The organism is Methylobacterium sp. 4-46, assembly GCF_000019365.1.
GTDB lineage: Bacteria > Pseudomonadota > Alphaproteobacteria > Rhizobiales > Beijerinckiaceae > Methylobacterium.
In genome coordinates, this window is sequence record NC_010511.1 from 3,439,677 (window position 1) to 3,455,866 (window position 16,190).

The 16,190-nt window shown below is 69.5% G+C and carries 11 protein-coding genes; 4 read left to right on the plus strand and 7 right to left on the minus strand.

Going from position 1 to position 16,190, the window contains the following annotated elements:
- Positions 1–170: 170 nt before the first annotated feature.
- Genes M446_RS14890 through M446_RS14905 form a run of 5 tightly spaced genes read right to left on the minus strand, consistent with a single transcriptional unit; the run spans position 171 to position 8,463 of the window.
- Positions 171–1,427 carry an aminopeptidase gene (locus tag M446_RS14890; protein ID WP_085984494.1) on the minus strand — a complete coding sequence of 419 codons (1,257 nt, stop codon included), beginning with the start codon at positions 1,425–1,427 and terminating at the stop codon, positions 171–173.
- Positions 1,428–1,471: 44 nt separating this feature from the next.
- Positions 1,472–1,768, minus strand: a complete 297-nt coding sequence (locus M446_RS14895) for a DUF2218 domain-containing protein (protein WP_012332920.1) — start codon at positions 1,766–1,768, stop codon at positions 1,472–1,474.
- A gap of 11 nt (positions 1,769–1,779) precedes the next feature.
- Positions 1,780–4,050, minus strand: coding sequence for a xanthine dehydrogenase family protein molybdopterin-binding subunit (locus tag M446_RS14900; RefSeq protein ID WP_012332921.1), 2,271 nt, complete (start codon positions 4,048–4,050; stop codon positions 1,780–1,782).
- Positions 4,004–6,883 (minus strand): glycosyltransferase, encoded by a 2,880-nt coding sequence (locus M446_RS38930; protein ID WP_012332922.1) that lies wholly within the window; start codon positions 6,881–6,883, stop codon positions 4,004–4,006. The genes M446_RS14900 and M446_RS38930 overlap by 47 nt, the downstream gene beginning before the upstream one ends.
- Positions 6,880–8,463, minus strand: coding sequence for a DUF6212 domain-containing protein (locus M446_RS14905; protein WP_012332923.1), 1,584 nt, complete (start codon positions 8,461–8,463; stop codon positions 6,880–6,882). Before M446_RS14905 ends, M446_RS38930 begins: the two co-directional genes overlap by 4 nt.
- A 326-nt stretch (positions 8,464–8,789) precedes the next feature.
- On the opposite strand from M446_RS14905, the gene M446_RS14910 reads away from it, so the two are divergent.
- Both M446_RS14910 and M446_RS14915 read left to right on the plus strand, forming a co-directional pair.
- Positions 8,790–9,419: a DUF1796 family putative cysteine peptidase gene (locus M446_RS14910; protein ID WP_012332924.1), complete on the plus strand. Its 630-nt coding sequence runs from the start codon at positions 8,790–8,792 to the stop codon at positions 9,417–9,419.
- 131 nt (positions 9,420–9,550) lie between these two features.
- Positions 9,551–10,501 (plus strand): DUF6492 family protein, encoded by a 951-nt coding sequence (locus tag M446_RS14915; RefSeq protein ID WP_150108667.1) that lies wholly within the window; start codon positions 9,551–9,553, stop codon positions 10,499–10,501.
- Positions 10,502–10,714: 213 nt separating this feature from the next.
- Here M446_RS14915 and M446_RS14920 read toward each other — a convergent pair whose 3' ends face one another.
- Both M446_RS14920 and M446_RS38155 read right to left on the minus strand, forming a co-directional pair.
- Positions 10,715–12,058, minus strand: a complete 1,344-nt coding sequence (locus tag M446_RS14920) for a glycosyl hydrolase family 28-related protein (protein WP_236728683.1) — start codon at positions 12,056–12,058, stop codon at positions 10,715–10,717.
- 495 nt (positions 12,059–12,553) lie between these two features.
- Positions 12,554–13,423, minus strand: a complete 870-nt coding sequence (locus M446_RS38155; RefSeq protein WP_168169157.1) for a WcbI family polysaccharide biosynthesis putative acetyltransferase — start codon at positions 13,421–13,423, stop codon at positions 12,554–12,556.
- Positions 13,424–14,151: 728 nt separating this feature from the next.
- Between M446_RS38155 and M446_RS14930 the strand changes: the two genes are divergently transcribed.
- Positions 14,152–14,997, plus strand: a complete 846-nt coding sequence (locus M446_RS14930; protein WP_236728682.1) for a hypothetical protein — start codon at positions 14,152–14,154, stop codon at positions 14,995–14,997.
- The gene (locus M446_RS14935) at positions 14,994–16,097 is read left to right on the plus strand and encodes a GSCFA domain-containing protein (RefSeq protein WP_012332929.1); all 1,104 of its coding nucleotides are present in this window, start codon (positions 14,994–14,996) and stop codon (positions 16,095–16,097) included. Before M446_RS14930 ends, M446_RS14935 begins: the two co-directional genes overlap by 4 nt.
- Positions 16,098–16,190: the final 93 nt, after the last annotated feature.

The window sequence follows — 16,190 nt, forward strand, 5'->3', positions numbered from 1 at the left end:
CCGACATCCGGCTGATTGCTCCGCCATGCGGATGTCGGCGTCGCTCAGGCGCCGCGCGGGCTTGGCATACCCAATCCGCTCGATCCCTTCGGGATGGCGGATTGGGGCTTCGCTCAGGCGCCGCGCGGGCTTGTTACCCGCTCTCCGGACGTGATCGTCCGGACAGCGGATCAGTCCACCCACTCGCCCCGGCGCATCACCGGCTCGGCGCCGCCCTCGGCGGTGAGGCCGTCGACGTCGACCGCGGCCGAACCGATCATCCAGTCGATGTGGATCAGGCTGCGGTTGGCGCCGCGGGCCGCGAGATCCTCCTCGGACAGGCCCTGGCCGCCCTCGCGGAAACACTTGCTGTAGGCTTGGCCGAGCGCGATGTGGCTCGCCGCGTTCTCGTCGTAGAGGGTGTTGAAGAACAGCAGCCCCGAGGCCGAGATCGGCGAGGAGGCCGGCACCAGGGCGACCTCGCCCAGCCGGCGGGCGCCCTCGTCGGTGTCGAGCACGCGGGCGAGCACGTCGGCGCCGCTGCGCGCCGTCGCCTCGACGATCCGCCCGTCCGCGAAGCGCACCGCGATGTCCTCGATCAGGGTACCCTGGTAGGAGAGCGGCTTCGTCGCCGCCACCCGCCCCTCGACCCGCAGCCGGTGGGGGGTGGTGAAGACCTCCTCGGTCGGGATGTTGGCGTTGCAGATGATGCCGCTGCGCGAGGCCGAGGCGCCGCCGCACCATTCGTGGTCGTCGGCGAGCCCGACCGTCAGGTCGGTGCCCGGACCCTGGAAGCGCAGGGCCGCGTAGCGCCGCCCGTTGAGCCGGTCGGTCCGGCGGCGCAGGGCGGCGTTGTGCGCCGCCCAGGCCGCGACCGGATCCTCGCCGTCGACCCGCGAGGCGGCGAAGATCGCGTCCCACAGGCGCGCCACCGCCTCCTCCTCGGGCAGGCCCGGGAAGACGGCGCGGGCCCAGGCCGGCGTGGCCGCCGAGACGATGGTCCAGTTGGTCGCGAAGGTGGCGATCAGCTCCAGCGCCGGCTGGTAGGCCCGCGAGCGGGCGCGGTTGGCGCGCGCCACCTTGTCGGGATCCTGGCCGGACAGGAGCGAGGGATCGTCGCCCACGATGGCGAGCCGGGCGGCGCCGTTCCGGTAGGCGCTGGCCATGCCCTCGTAGAGCCAGCCCGCGGCGCGGTCGAAGGCGTCGTCGGGGGCGTGCGCGAAGCGGGCGAGCGTGGCCGCGTCGTCGCCGTAGAGCGTCGTCACCAGGGACGCGCCCGCCCGGTAGGCCTCGGCGGTGATGCGTCGGGCGAGGCCGAGGGCTTCGAGCGGCGCCGTCATCACCAGTTCCTGGCCGGGCCGCAGCCCGAGCCCGACCCGCACCGCGACCTCGGCGAGGCGGTCGAGGCGGGTTTCGTGCGCGCGGCTCATGGAAACGTGAACATTCATCGGCATTCCCTCGTGAAACGACCCTGTCGCGGTCAGCCTATCCGTCACGCGAGCCGCGTCCAGGCGATCCCGCCGAGATCCTCCCGGAACGCGAAGCGGGCGAGGTGCTCGGCCACCACGGCCTCCAGCCGCGCCAGGGCCTCGGCGTCGGGAGCCCTCACCCGCAGGGTCAGGCCCTCGGAATCGGCCTCGAACACGGCCTCGCGCCCCTCTCCGAAGGGGACGACGCCCCGCTCCGGGGAGAACGCCGTCTCGGGGAAGCGGTGGCTCCAGTGCTTGCAGAGCTGGGTCAGGTAACGGCTGCCCTGGGTCGTGTCGACCCGGGCCTGCGCGGTCAGCAACGACGCCCCGCTCATGCGCCCTCGGCCTCCCGCAGGGCCGCCCAGATCGCCCGGGGCGTGGCCGGCATGTTGATGTGGGCGACGCCCCGGGCCCGCAGGGCGTCGACGAGGGCGTTCATCACCGAGGGCAGCGCGCCGGCGCAGCCGGCCTCGCCGCAGCCCTTGACGCCGAGCGGGTTGGTCTTGGCCGGAACCGGGTGGCTCTCGAAGCTCATCGGGGGCGCGTCGGCGGCGCGCGGCAGGCAGTAATCCATGAACGAGCCGGTCACGAGCTGGCCCTGCTCGTCGTAGGCCGTGCGCTCCATCAGCGCCTGGCCGATGCCCTGGATCACGCCGCCGTGGATCTGGCCCTCGACGAGGAGCGGGTTCACCACCGTGCCGAAATCGTTGACCGTGGTGTAGCGCACCACCGCGGCGACGCCCGTCTCGGGATCGACCTCGACCTCGGCGACGTGGCAGCCGTTCGGGAAGGCCGAGGGGGAGGCCTCGTGCACGTGGGCGACGTCGAGGCTGCGCGGCGCCTGCGGGTCGGGCAGGCCCTCGCGCAGCTTGGCGGCGAGGTCGAGGAGCCCGATGCCGCGATCGGTGCCCGCGACGACGAAGCGGCCGTCCTCGAAGACGATGTCGGCCGGGCCGGCCTCCAGCACGGCAGCGGCGGCCGCCCTGCCCTTCTCGATCACGAGGGCGCTCGCCTCCACGATGGCGGCGCCGCTCGCCATCAGCGACTTCGACCCGCCGGTGCCGCCGCCCGCGATGAGCTGGTCGCTGTCGCCCTGGAGCAGGCGGACCTTGTCGAGGGGGATGCCGAGGCGGTCGTGCAGCACCTGCGCGAAGGGCGTGGCGTGGCCCTGGCCGTAATCGAGGGTGCCGGTGATGATCGTCACGGTGCCGTCCGCCTCGAAGCGCAGGCCGCCCATCTCGTTCATCGGCGGCGCGGTGATCTCCAGGTAGTCGCCGATGCCGATGCCGCGCAGCAGGCCGCGCGCCTCGCTCTCGGCGCGGCGGGCCGGGAAACCGTCCCAATCCGCGGCGGCGAGGGCCCGGTCGAGCACGGCCGGGAAGTCGCCGCTGTCGTAGGTCATGCCCGAGGGGGCCGCGTAGGGCATGTCCTCCGGGCGGATCTGGTTGAGGCGGCGCAGGGCCACCCGGTCGCGGCCGGTCTCGGCGGCGGCGTTCTCGATCAGGCGCTCGATGAAGTAGTTGCCCTCCGGGCGGCCCGCGCCCCGATAGGCCCCGATCGGCGTGGTGTTGGTGTAGAGGCAGGCGACCGCCACGTCGAAGACCGGCGTGCGGTAGACGCCGACCATGTTGCGGGCGATGTTCACGGTCTGGAACAGCGGCGAGAGCGGGTTGAGGTAGGCCCCCATATTGCCCCGGCCGCGCACCCGGAAGGCCAGGAAGCGGCCCTCCGCGTCGAGGGCGAGCTCCGCCGTCACCGCGACGTCGCGGCCGTGATGGTCGGAGAGGAAGCTCTCGGAGCGCAGGTCCGTCCACTTGACGGGCCGCCCCAGCACCTTGGCGGCGTGGAGGAGCGGCAGGTACTCGGGATAGACCGGCGCCTTCATGCCGAAGGAGCCGCCGACATGGCCGGTGACCACCCGGACCTTGTCGCGCCCGGTCTTGAGCACCCCGTCCGCGAGGCTGTTGCGCAGGCCGAAGACGCCCTGGGAGCCCACATGCAGGGTGTAGCGCCCGTCCCCCGGCTCGTAGACGCCGATCGCCGCGCGCGGCTCCATCGGGTTGATGACGAGGCGGTTGTTGACGAGGTCGAGGCAGGTGACGTGCGCCGCGGCCGCGAAGGCGGCGTCGGTGGCGGCGCGGTCGCCGAGGGCGAAGTCGAGGGCGAGGTTGCCGGGCGCCTCGTCGTGGATGAGCGGCGCGTCGGGCGCGGCCGCCTCCTCGGCGGTGGTCACCACCGGCAGGTCCTCGATGTCGAGGATCACGGCCTCGGCGGCGTCGCGGGCCTCCGCCAGGGTCTCGGCGACCACGAGAGCCACCGGCTCGCCCGCGTAGCGCACCCGGTCGGTGGCGAGCGAGGGCTGGGGCGGCTTGCGCATCGGCGAGCCGTCCTGGTTGGTGAAGGCCATGCTGTTGCCGATACGGCCGTAGCCGTCGAGATCCGCCGCCGTGAACACGCCGAGCACGCCCGGCATCGCGCGGGCGGCCTCGGCGTCGATCCCGTTCAGCCGCCCATGCGCCACCGGGCTGCGCACGAAGACCGCGCGGGCCTGCCCCTCAAGGGCGAGGTCGTCCGTGTAGCGCCCCTGCCCCTGCACCAGCACGGGATCCTCGGCCCGCGGCACCGGCTGACCGATGCCGAACTGCTGGGGGGCCGCAAAGTCGCGCGCGTCGGGACGGGCATTCATGCCGAACTCTCCGGAGGGTCGCTTCCCAGCTAGCGATTCGGCGCGATCCTGCAAGGTCGCCGGGAGCGGGGCGGCCCCGCCGTGGGGGCACGGCTCGGCCGCCGCGGGCGCCGATCAGCCCGGCTCCCGCTCCTGCGCGGCCCGCTCCGGCCCTCTCTCGGGCGCGGGCCGCCCGGACGGCGCCGAGCCGCGCGCGCAGGCGCTCCGCGAGCACGCTCCAGGGCCGGCCGGCGGCCCTCGCCATCGCCGCGCGGCTCATCGCCTCCAACCGCTCCGGCGCGGCCGCCAGGGCCCGCAGGTGGTCGAGGAAGCCCGGAACGCAGCGCTCCTGCGGGACGACGACGCCGCTGACGCCCGACTCGACCGCCTCGGCCACCGCCCCGCAGGCGGCCACGATCGGCACCACGCCGTGGACCATGGCCTCCAGCACGGTGAGCGGGAGCCCCTCGTAGCGGGACGGCAGCAGGATATCGGCCCAGCGGTAGATCTCGGAGAGGCCGGCATCGTCGTAGACCGGCGGTTCGACCAGGTGCGCGTGCCGGCTGAGGGTCAGGTGGGCGTCGGTCAACACCGCCTTCCCGACCACCCGGATCTCGAAGAGCGGGTCCGGGTCGAGCGCGTCGATGATCTCGGCCAGCCGGTCGAGCCCCTTCTGGGTATCGAGGCGGCCCAGGTAGAGCAGGCGCAGGGGGCGACCGGCCGGGGCGCGCGGCGCGACGGCGCGGTGCGGATCGGGCTCCAGCGAGGGCGCGTTCGGCAGGGCCAGGATCTTGTCGCGCGGGATGCCGAGGCTCGCCATCTCGCAGGCCATCCCCTCCGAGCAGGTCAGGACGAGGTCGATCGCGTGCTCGTAGGCGAGGGCGAGCATCGGATGGCCGCAGGCGGCGCCGATGCGCGACTTGTCGAACAGGTGCAGGTAGGTCGCCGTGGTGACGCCCCGGCGCCGCAGCCCGCTGAACAATCCCATGATCTCGGCCGAGTGGCAGCTCACCACGAGTTCGAACGTGGTCAGGACATTCGCGAAGTCGCGGGCCCAGGCCTCGTCCAGGATCCTGGGCAGCTGCGTGCCCAGGAAGGAATCGCCCGCCCAGGCGGCGATGCGGCCCCCGGCGTCGACGAGGTAGATGTCGTCGAAGGCCTCGAGCGCGCGGTGCGCCCGGTAGGCGACGTCGCTCCCGAGCAGGATCAGGCTGGTGCGCAGCCCCTGGCGGCGCAACTCGCGGGCGAGGCAGAACGTGACCTTCTCGACGCCGCCGAAATCGCAATGCGGCAGCACGCAGGCGACGCGGCCCTCGCGCGCCTCGGCCACCGGCGGGAGCAGGGCGCCGTCGAACTGGGCGCGGGCGCGCGGCGCCATCGCGTCGAGCGGGCGGGAGCCGAGGAAGACCTCCTCGACCAGGTTGCTCGGACGGCCGCGCAGGCCGTGGCAGCGCAGGTGCAGGCAGAACTGGACGAAGTCCGTCACCGCCACGTCCTTCAGGGTCTCCGCCGCCATCGCCCGAGGCGGGAGGCGGATCTCCAGGGTGGCGACGCGGTAATTGGCGCCGTGGATCGGCAGTTCCGTGATCCAGGCGTCCTTCTCGTCGAGGGCGATCGCCTGCAGGAGCTTCTGCGAGACGGCGAGGAGGTGGCAGTGCGGCGAGAAGCCGTGCCCGCGCCGGACCCGGATGGTGTCGTCGTCCGAGGCCGCGAGGGTCAGCGACACGAAGTTGTGGCCGGCGAGGGCCCGCTCGATCTCCAGGCAGAGCCAGCGCGTCAGGCCCGCCCCGCGCAGCAGGGCGAGCGTCCGGCCGGTCGTCGACAGGAGGTACTGGCCCGCCCAGACGAAGGCCGGCTCGCGGATCGCCTGCCAGATCCGCGTCTCGAAGGCCTGCTGGTCCATGCGCGGGCCGCCGCGCTGCAGGTCGCTCGCCATCTCCACGCTCGCCTCGTCGGACAGGCGCACGGCGAAGCGCGGCAGCTCGTCGTGCTCCCGCGCGACGAAGGCGTTCACCTGGAACAGCGCCTCGTGCTTGCGGCGCAGGTATTCCCGGATCTGCGTGTCCGAGCGGGTCGAGTCGGCGAGCATGCTCTCCGCCCGCTTCCGGTAGGACAGGCCGAGATTCGGCAGGTGGCGGCCGCGGAAGCCGCGCCCCACGGCCGAGAGCCAGAAATCCCAATCCTCGTAGCCGAGCCGCATCCCCTCGTCGAAGCGCAGACCCGCCTCGATCATGCGGCGCCGGATCAGGCTGCCGGCCTCGCACAGGTTGACGACCGAGGCCGCGTAGGCGTTGAAGTCGCCGCTGTAATCGTGGAAGGCCCGGACACCGAACATCCGGATGTCCGGGTAGAACCAATCCGCCTCGGGATGAAGGAGCAGCGCCTCCTGCATCGCCGCGATGCCGTAGGGGGCGAGGAGGTTGTCGGCATCGAGGAAGTAGACGCCCTCCGCCGCCGGGAGCCGGCGGAGCGCGAAGGCGATGCCGCGGTTGCGGGCCGCGCTGAGGCCGCCATTGGCCTGCCTCACGCAGTGGATGTTGGGCCAGCGCGCGCAGAAGGCGGTCAGCGTCGTGAAGGTCTGCGGGTCGGGGCACCCGTCGTCGACCAGGACCACGTCCACGTCCGCGAACCGCGACTGGCGCGTGAGCGAGGCGACCGCCTCGCGCACCAGCCCGCTGTGCTTGAAGACCGGGACGATCACCGCCAGGCGCGGGCGCGCCGGGGAGGACGGCGCATCCGCCGGGGCGCGGGGCACGGGATCGGCGCTCATGCCCGGCGCGTCCCGCGGACCACCGCGAGGTGGAGGAAGTGCGCCAGGGCGTGCCGCGTCCCGGCGCCGGCCCGGCGCGTCCCCAGGTAGATGTCGAAGCAGTCGCCGAGCGGGCCGGGCGCCTCGAACAGGACCTGCCCGGTCTCGCGCGCCCGGAGCCGCAGCCAGGCCGCGCGCCCGTCGAATCCCTCGCGCGCGGCCAGCGCGTCGCCCGGGCGCGGGCTGCCGTGCCGCAGCCAGCGCCGCGGAGCGGCGCCGCGGGGGGCCGGCCTCGGGCCTACCGGAAGCCCGGAGGGGGCCGCGAACAGGCCGAACTCCGTCGGGTCGGCCTCGTCGTGGGCGAGCGCGACATCCGCCAGCACGGCCCGCACGCCTTCGATCCGCACGTGGCGGATGACGGCGACGTGCGGCGCCTCGTCGGCCGGGTGCAGGAACAGGCCCGACCCGACGCCCATGTATCGCAGCAGTTCGGGCCGCGGCTCCGGCAGCCCGCCGCCAAAGGCCGCGCGCTCGAGCAGTTCGTCGATCCGCACGTGGCTCGGCGCCTCCGGCGCCGCCTCCCCGTCCGCCGGCCGGCCCCAGCCGCGGGAGGGCAGCCGCAGGCCCGGCACGCCCGCGTAGATGCGCAGCGCCAGGGGGCGCTGCCCCACCGCGCCGTCCGAGGTCACGGCCCGCAGGCGCGGATCCGCCGTCTCCTCGCCCAGGCTGAGGGCGAGGCGGGGCGCGGTGCCGCGCTCCCAGAGGAGCTCGACCTCGACCGGCTCGTCCAGGGGGCGCGCCGTCACGGGGCAGTCGAAGCGGTTCCAGCCGGGATCGAGGGTGGCGGCCGCAACGGTCCAGGTCCCCAGCAGGTCCCGCGAATGCGCGGCGCGCAGGCGGATCGCCACGCTCGCGCGCGTCTGGCGGTCCGCCGCGGCGAGGTGGAGTTCGAAAGCGTGCACGGCGCGGAACTCGCGCTTGGAATTCTGGCTGAGCCCGGTGACCTGCGGCAGCTCGGCCGGGCACAGGACGGCGTCTCCCGGAGGCAGGAACAGGCCGAGGCGGGGCTGCGGCGGCACGGCCTGATCGACGATGCGCTGCGCCGCGTGGAGCGCCTCGACATGCTCCGTGACGATCTGCTGGAGCCGCCCGATCTCCAGCTGCCCGGCGCCGAGATCGGCGAGGAAGCGCTCCGACAGCCCCAGCGCGCGGTCGAGCTGCCACGCCGCCACCCCGTCCGGTCCCGCGGCGGAGAGGTCGAACACCGCGTCCGCGCCGGGGACCTGCGGGGCGATCTGCCTCAGCCGGGCCACGGCCTTCGGAAACCTCTCGACGAAGTCGCGGTCCAGGATCGCGCCGAGGATCGGTCGGGCGAGGAGCGCGTCGTCCGGCCGCCCCGCGGCGTCGGAGATCTCGAAGCCCCTCAGGGCATCGATCTGCTTCTCCGACAAGGCCACGCAATGGGCGGCCGCGGCGGCCGCCGGCAGGTGCTGGCGCAGGCGGTCGAGAACCACGAAGGCGTGGCGGGGCGGCCAAGTCGCGGCCGGGGCGGCATCGCCCGGGTCCGGGACGACGAGGCCCGCTTGTCTATCGCTCGGCATCTGGGGAAGTCCGACCGGCTGGGATCCGATGGGGGGTGATGGGGCCGCGGCCATCTTACCTTGGGTCATCTAGCCCGTGCCGAAGCCTCCGCCAAGGCGTCGGCTCCCGATGACGGCTTCGGCGCACGATCCCGCGGCGGCGGCCGCGCCTTCCCGGCGACCGGGCCGCGACGTGGCGCACGCGCGGGTTTGACCCCATCATTCCCTAGAGTAAGGTGGGGCGGGTCGTTCGGCGCGTTCGGCGGCACGCGCGGGGAGGCGGCCTCGCGCCCACCCCCGCCGGACGAATGCGGGCTCCCGCGCGCTCACCAGCCTGAGAGGGCGTAATGTACAGAAGATACGTCTCTCTTGGTCAGAATTGTGAGGTAGCCTTCCAGTTCCGGAGGATCTTCGGCACCGACAGTTCAAGTTTCTTCTCCTGGAACGTCACGAGTTTCGAAGCCGCAATCCGGCTCATCGACGATGATTTCGAGGGGATCTTGGAGGAGTGCAACCTCGAACGGCACGCCGACGGCCGCATGGTGCGGGACAAGGGCTATGATTACTTGTTCCACTCGCCATTCGCGACCCCGGAGCCGCGCGACGATCCCGATTTCGCGGCGACGTTGACGCGCTGGCGGGAACGCACGCTGCACCTGGTCGCGAAATTTCGCGAGGCGTACCGCGCTCCGTGGCGGACCGCCTACTTCTACGTGACGGACCAGGCGGCGTGCCGCTCCCGGGCGGTCCGGCTGCGCGACGCGCTTCGCGCCAGGCATGAGGCGGACAACTTCGTCCTGGTGCTGCTGCAGGACGAGGGGATGCGGGAGGAGCCGTGGGGCGAACCCTGCCTGGCGAACCATTATCTAAAGCGCCTTGCGCCCTGGCACGATGCCAGCGACGGCCACGTGTCGTCCTATGACCGCGTCTTCCGCGCCCACCCGTTCGACGGCGCCGTCGCCTACGCGGGCTACTGATCCACCGCGACTCGGAAGGGATCGACCCCGGGCGGGCCGCGCTCCCGGGAACCTCGGCCCCGGTGGGCCGCGGCGGCCGGACTGGCCTGGACGAGGCCTTCGTCACACGGTGCTCCGGACCGCGGTCGCGGTTGCGCGCCTTCGGCGCTTCCGCGATCGCCCGCAACAGGCCATCTGTTCACCGCGCGAACGGCATCGTCTCCGCCGCAACAGACATCCCGAGGACCGATCTCATGAGATGCGACATCGTCGTCGTGCTGTACGAAGCAGAGCTCGCCCTGGCCCTCCTGCAGGCAGAATCGATCGCAAAATTCATCGATCCGGCCTCGGTGGACAGGATCATATACTGCATCAACGACGAGGATCCGCGAACCACCAGCGATTTTATTTATAGCAAAATATATCCATTGCTCGAAAAGGTCGGGATACGGACTTGCATGCTTTTCAGAGAGCACTTTACACTTAAGACGGGCAATGGATATTGCCTGCAACAGATTCAGAAGCTTGAAACAGCGTTTAGAGTGCAGACTGATTTTTATGTGGCGATCGACACGAAAAACTTCCTTGTCAAAAATTTCAGCCTGTCGGATTTGTTCGTCGGCTCTTATCCGGCGACATTCCTCGAATCCTACGAGGAAAACGACTTCAGACGATACATGAAAAGCATGTACCTCGCCTACTGGTCTGTCCCGGATCCGCACACCGATATTCATCTGCCGGCCATGGCGACACCGTTCGTTTTCGAAGCGGACCTCGTGCGCGGCATGATCGCCGAGATCGAGAGGCGGGAGCGGACCTCCTTCGGACCGTTCTTTGAGAGGAATTTCGGCGCGAGCGGCGGCTACTCCGAATTTCTCTTGTACTCAGCCTACTTGTACAGCCAGCGGCAGCGCGCGGGCCGATCCCGGAGCTTCTCGCTCACGAGTTGGGGCGACACCCCCGTCGCTCCCGAAGAGATTCACGTCCTCGTCGACACGGCGAGGAACAATCCGGACTGGAAGATGTGCGGCATCCACAAGGCCCGCCTCGGGCCGGATCCGCAGCGGACCCTGGATGAGATCCGAGCAGCGATCGGCCTCTGATCCGGGATCCGCTCGATCAAAGCGGATCCCGGATCACAAGCCTGCGCGGCGCCTGAGCGCGGCGCCTGAGCGAAGCCGACATCCGCATGGCCGATATGGGAGATGGCGAAGCCATCAATCGGATGTCGGATGTCGCGCTGCGCGTCGTGGGCAGGGCGGACGCGGTCGGCCCGCCCGCCGCGGCAGCGCGGCGCGGACGGCCGCAGGCCGGCATCATTGCAACGGCGCCGAGGAGACGAGCCGCCCCTGATCGTTGCACCACATTCTCAGCGATCCGTCGTCCGAGCGTTTCACCATCGCGCAATAGCCGTCCTGGATGTCGCTGGGCGTCGGGGACCTGTCCGACACGAGGGGCCGCTGCCGGACGGGCCCGTCGGAGATGACGCCGCCGACCGCCAGGAGCGAGCCATCCTGCTGCCCCACGACCGAGACCCGCCGAAGGTCGGAGACCACGTTCTCGCCACGGACGCTGCCGGCGGCGAACAGGGTGTCTCGGATCTCGACGAAGAGCGGACCGGGATCCATGAACTTCAGGTTGTAGGAAATCTGGCTCTGTGCATCGAGTTTGTGCGGCTTCGAGGCGAACCTGACATTCTGAAGCGTCAAAGCCGTGCCGCGACCGCTGACTTCGATGTCCGCGTGGAGGCCGCGAGCGGAGCGGGAGTTGCCGCCGAAGGCGGTGCCACCACTCAGGAGCACGCGTCGCCCGAGCGACGTGCTGTCGGCGGTGAACTGCATGCCTCCTTTGGCATTGTAGTCGATGCTCCCACCAACGACTTTGAGATCGGTCGAGTAGGCGACGATGCCGTAGCCCCCGGTCGAGGCGTAGATATTCGGATTGAGGAGGAACATCTGCCCGTCGCCCGAGGACCGCATGTTCCCGGCCGCATTCGTAGCCCAATCGCAATCGAGAAAGCGCCAATCAACCGTCGAATTTGTATCGGTTCCCCATCCTCCATTGTTCGAAAACGTCGAACGACTGGCTTCGAGAAAGCCCTGGAACGGTCCGGAAGCGATGCCCGAACCTGGCAGGTTGTAGAACACCATGTCGTCAAGTCGAAGCCAGGGCGTGAAAACACCGGCCTGACTTCGGACCAGCTCAAGGCCGTGGGCCGAAGCAGGCCCGCTATGGCCATCTTGGCTGGTCAGTCGAAAATGAGACAGGCTCACGTTGCCCTGCGGGAATCCGTACTTGTTGGAGAAATCGACGCCCTTGGCGTCGAATGTGAGGAGCGCCTTGCCGGATTTCGCCTTCAGGTAGAGGGTCGTGGAATGCGATCCCGCGCCTCGGACGTCGATCTGGCCCGATATCGTGAGCGGAGCCGTCAAGCAGTTGCCCGTCGGGAGCAGCAGGCGCTTGCCCGCTCCCTGCGCCGCCGACGTCTGCGCGGCGTCGATCGCCGCCTGCAGGGCCGCGGTATCGTCCGTGCCCGACCGGTTGCCGGCATCGTAGTCGCACTTCGCGCCGTAGTCCTTGGCATTGATCTCGTCGGCGAATCGATCCCTCAGCTGTCGCCGCGCGAGCGCTCCGGCGGGCTGGACGGATTTCTCCGACACGTCATCCGGCCCGCTCGACAGGAGGGGCGGGAGTCCCTGCTGTTCAGCGAGAACCTGGGAGCACGAGAGCAGGAGGGATGCGAGGGTTGCTATTCTCAGCATGTGTGGGGATTCCGCCGGTTCAGCGATGGAAGGGTGGAGCGCGCTCCAGGTCAGCAGGAAAGTTCCGTGACGGAGGCGCGCCGAGTCCCGAGCGCTTCCGCGCCGCGCGGGCGCGGCGCTGACGGCATCCGCGCGCGCCGCCCGTCCGCCACGACTGCGTCGCACCCGTCGGCGACCGGCTCGCGCCGACAGCTCCCCCGCTCGCCGCATCGCCCCCGGCGCGGCCAGGTCGGCGTGCGGCCCCGATGGCGATACGAGCGGCCGCGGGACCGGGCTCCTGCGCGCGGGTGCCGAACCGGCCTCGCGGAGCGAGCCCGACACGACGCGCCCCCCGCCGGGTCGAGAGGCCGAGGCCCCGGCAAATCCCCTCAGGACATCCAGTCCGACAGCCCCCTACAGCGCGCCCAAGCGCGCATAGGCATCATAGACGCGAAAGTAAGTCTCGATGAGCCCTTGCCAATCGTAGTTCCGTGGTGTCGCGGTCTCCCCGATCGTTTCAGGTTCGAGCGAGATCTCGCGGCCGCGGATCGTGTCACTTTCCTGAATCGAGCCGCCATATCTCTGAAAAAAGCCGGACATGACGGGAATTTGAATGCTGTCGAGTGTGTACGGAAACGTACCTACCCGATCGGAGCTTGGATTATTCAGGCCGGCGGCCCGCATCATTCGCCTTAGAAGCTCGAACAGGACCTCGTCACGAGGGTGATTTGGCGTAAAGAACAACTTCTGCTCGCGAAAACGCTCCGCGATGAAGTCGCTCATTTTGATGTCCAGGCCCTCCTCCCGGCTCTCAAGCTCGGCCAGCGAGGCCCCGGCCGGGTCACCCGCGAAGAGCGGGCCATCGGGACTGGTGATATCGGCCACGATGGCCTGCACCGGTCGCCCGTTCTGCCAGCCCTCGCGAATAATCGGCAGATGATAATCGCTGAGCGGACCCGTGATCTTGCCGCGCGACGTGTATATATAGCCAATCGTCGGAAAATAACCTTCAAAATAGACGTTAGGCCAAGAAAAACAGCGCTCGCGCATCACCGCTTTCAATCTGCTGGTCCGCAAGAACGCGACGCCGTAATCTTCGGCAATTCTCTGGCAGAAAAGTATGTCGCAACGATTGGCCTGCGTTAAAACACGGTCTTCATCCTGTTCCGTATATAGCCAAACCGGTGAAAATTCCACAAATTCAAAATCCGCCCCCAAATGTCGCGACAGGGCGTCCAATGTTTGCGCCTGGCAATTTCCAAGAAAACCAATTCGCGCCGCCATAACTCACCCCCGCGTCCACCTTCGTATTAATGATTCCGATAGCAGTTACGACGAAAGCGGCAATTCGCCCACTGTCGTGCGGTCAGACGGCGAGGTGCGCAGGCTCTCGTGCCCGTCGGCCCGGCCCGGGGCGCCCACGGCGGCTCCCCTCGACCCGCGGTTCCGTGGCCGACGACGAACCGCTGAGGGTGCATTCTGTCCAATCTCACCTCGTCCGTGCGGACGGCGATGAGGACGGATCCATAGCTCAGCTTCCGGCACCTTCCAACGCAGGTCTGGCGGCTCCTCGGCCGATGACACGAATGGCACACGCAACCGGATGTCGCAACGCATCGTCCCCGCGGGAGGCGGAGCGCGCAACTCGGTCCGACGACGGCGTTCGAGGATCGAGGACGGGGGCTCGGCCGGGTCGGACGACGCGGCCGGATCAGCCCGCCGGGCCGAGGCACGGCCCCTCCCTGCTCTCGCGCCGGCCTCGACCCGACGCGTCGCCCGGGGCGGGCGCCGTGTCCGAACGCTCCCGCCCCTTGCCGAATGCCGCTCCCGACCCGCGCAACCGCGCGACGGGGCCGGCGCGCACCAACTTCCAGGCGAGTGCCGGCACCCGCACCTCCGCCGCGCGCGACCGCAGGCCCCGGCTGAGGTTGCCAAAGCGGAGTGTTGGACGTATGAAGCTGCCCGATCCGCGGCCGTCCCGAGACTCGGGCCAATGGTTCGAGCGCTTTTGATTGAGCTTCTTTGCAAGCAACGAAGCTAACCGGCCGTTCGGCGAGCCGGGTGGCATCTCGCCACTGCAATTGTTGGATGACCGGATGTCGCGCTACTCCATTCTGATCCTCGGCGGCAGCCACATGTTTCCTATGAAGCATGCAGTTGACCGAGCTGGCCCTGAATCGACGAAGAACGAGTACATCTTCAAGCCGATCGCGGACTTCAGGCCCGACGCGCGGATCGTCGACCCCATCGACGGTGGATGGACCGACTACACGCTCAATGCCGATCTCGACGCGTGGATGGCACAGGGGATCCACGCGGACCGGCTGGCACTGACGATTTCCGGCAGCGATTACCTGTCCCTGTGCATCAGCAACAGGCCCGTGCACTTCGATGTCACCCTGCCCGAACAGCCGGATCTGGAGGAAATCGAGGGCGCGCTGATGATCCCGCATGCGGAGATCATGCGCAAGATGCGGGCCGAAATCAGGCACATCGTGCTCGGTGTGGAGCTGATCCGTGCACGGTGTTCGGTGCCGATCACTTATCTCGAGTCACCGCCGCCGATCGAGGACAACGATCACATCATTGCGCATGCGGGCTGGGCGGCGGGCGGCATCCAGGCCTGGGGCGTCTCGCGTCCCATCTTGCGCTACAAGCTGTGGCGGATCCACTCGCGCGTCGTCGCGGACGCCTGCCTCGCCAACGGCATCGAGTTCCTGCCGTTGCCGCCCGAGGTGCTGAACGAGCGGGGCTATATGTCGGAGAAGGCGATCGCCAACGACGTCATGCACGCCAATGAATGGTTCGGCTCACGCATGGCTGCCCAACTCGACGCGGTGTACGGCTCAGCCCAATGACCCATCCCTACCGGACCGCCCCCGATCACAGTTTCTGGCACCGCGCGGTCGTGGAGGTCGACAACGTCGACCCGGTCGTCGCGCCGAGCTTCACGATCGATCGCTTCTCTCGCGTGGCCACCGCCGGGAGCTGCTTTGCCCAGCATATCGCCCGCTATCTGCAGGACGTCGGCATTCCGCGCTACACGACCGAGGAGTGCCACCCGGAGGTCGGTGCCTATGCAACCGATTTTCACTATCACCAGTACACGGCCCGTTACGGCAACGTCTACACGGCACGACAGCTCTATCAGCTTTTCCTGCGCGCCCATGGGCAATTCGCGCCGCTTGAGAGCGCTTGGCCGACGGAGCGCGGCTTCGCCGATCCATTCCGTCCCGGCATCCCGGAAGGCTTCGCCAGCCGCCGCGAACTCGAGCGCGACGTGGCCAAGCACCTCGCCGCCGTCCGTCGCATGTTCGAGGAACTCGACGTCCTGATATTCACGCTCGGGCTGACGGAATCCTGGGTCTCACTGCTCGACGGGAGCGTGTTCCCGTCCTGCCCCGGAACGATTGCCGGAACGTTCGAGCCAGCCAAGTATCGCTTTCACAATTTCACGATGCGCGAGGTCGTCGACGACCTCACGAGCTTCATCGCCGCGCTCAGGAGCGTGAACAAGCGAGCCAAGGTGTTGCTCACGGTCTCCCCGGTTCCACTCGTCGCGACGGCGAACGGCGGCCACGTGCTGACCGCCACCACCTATTCGAAATCGGTTCTTCGCGTGGCCGCGGAGGAGGTGGCCGCCGCACATGCCGAGGTGGATTACTTCCCGTCATACGAGATCATCATGGGGCCGCAGGCCCGCGGACGCTTCTTCGCTCAAGACCTGCGAACGGTGACGGAGGAGGGCGTGGCGACGGTGATGAACCTCTTCAGGAGGCACTACCTCGGCAGCATGCACAGCTTCCGGTCGCCCGTGCCGGCAGCGGCCCTCTCCCGCCCGCTCCCGAGCCCGTCCGCCGCATCCCCGGCCGGCGCGCCCGGCGACACGGAGGCGGCCCGCCGGCAGCTCGAGCTCATCTGCGAAGAAATGGCGAACGACGACAGGGCGAGGGCATGAGGGAGGCCTGACCGGCCGGCCCGGCCGCGCCGGAGACCCGTGAGCACGAGCGCACAACGCTGACCACGATCGAGGGGGGTCAGCCCGGTCGAG

Bases quoted from the DNA above. Each gene is read 5' to 3' on its own strand.
- M446_RS38930 (WP_012332922.1), bottom strand. From the start codon at position 6,883: ATGAGCGCCGATCCCGTGCCCCGCGCCCCGGCGGATGCGCCGTCCTCC.
- M446_RS38155 (WP_168169157.1), bottom strand. From the start codon at position 13,423: ATGGCGGCGCGAATTGGTTTTCTTGGAAATTGCCAGGCGCAAACATTG.
- M446_RS14905 (WP_012332923.1), bottom strand. From the start codon at position 8,463: ATGCCGAGCGATAGACAAGCGGGCCTCGTCGTCCCGGACCCGGGCGAT.
- M446_RS14935 (WP_012332929.1), top strand. From the start codon at position 14,994: ATGACCCATCCCTACCGGACCGCCCCCGATCACAGTTTCTGGCACCGC.
- M446_RS14890 (WP_085984494.1), bottom strand. From the start codon at position 1,427: ATGAATGTTCACGTTTCCATGAGCCGCGCGCACGAAACCCGCCTCGAC.
- M446_RS14910 (WP_012332924.1), top strand. From the start codon at position 8,790: ATGTACAGAAGATACGTCTCTCTTGGTCAGAATTGTGAGGTAGCCTTC.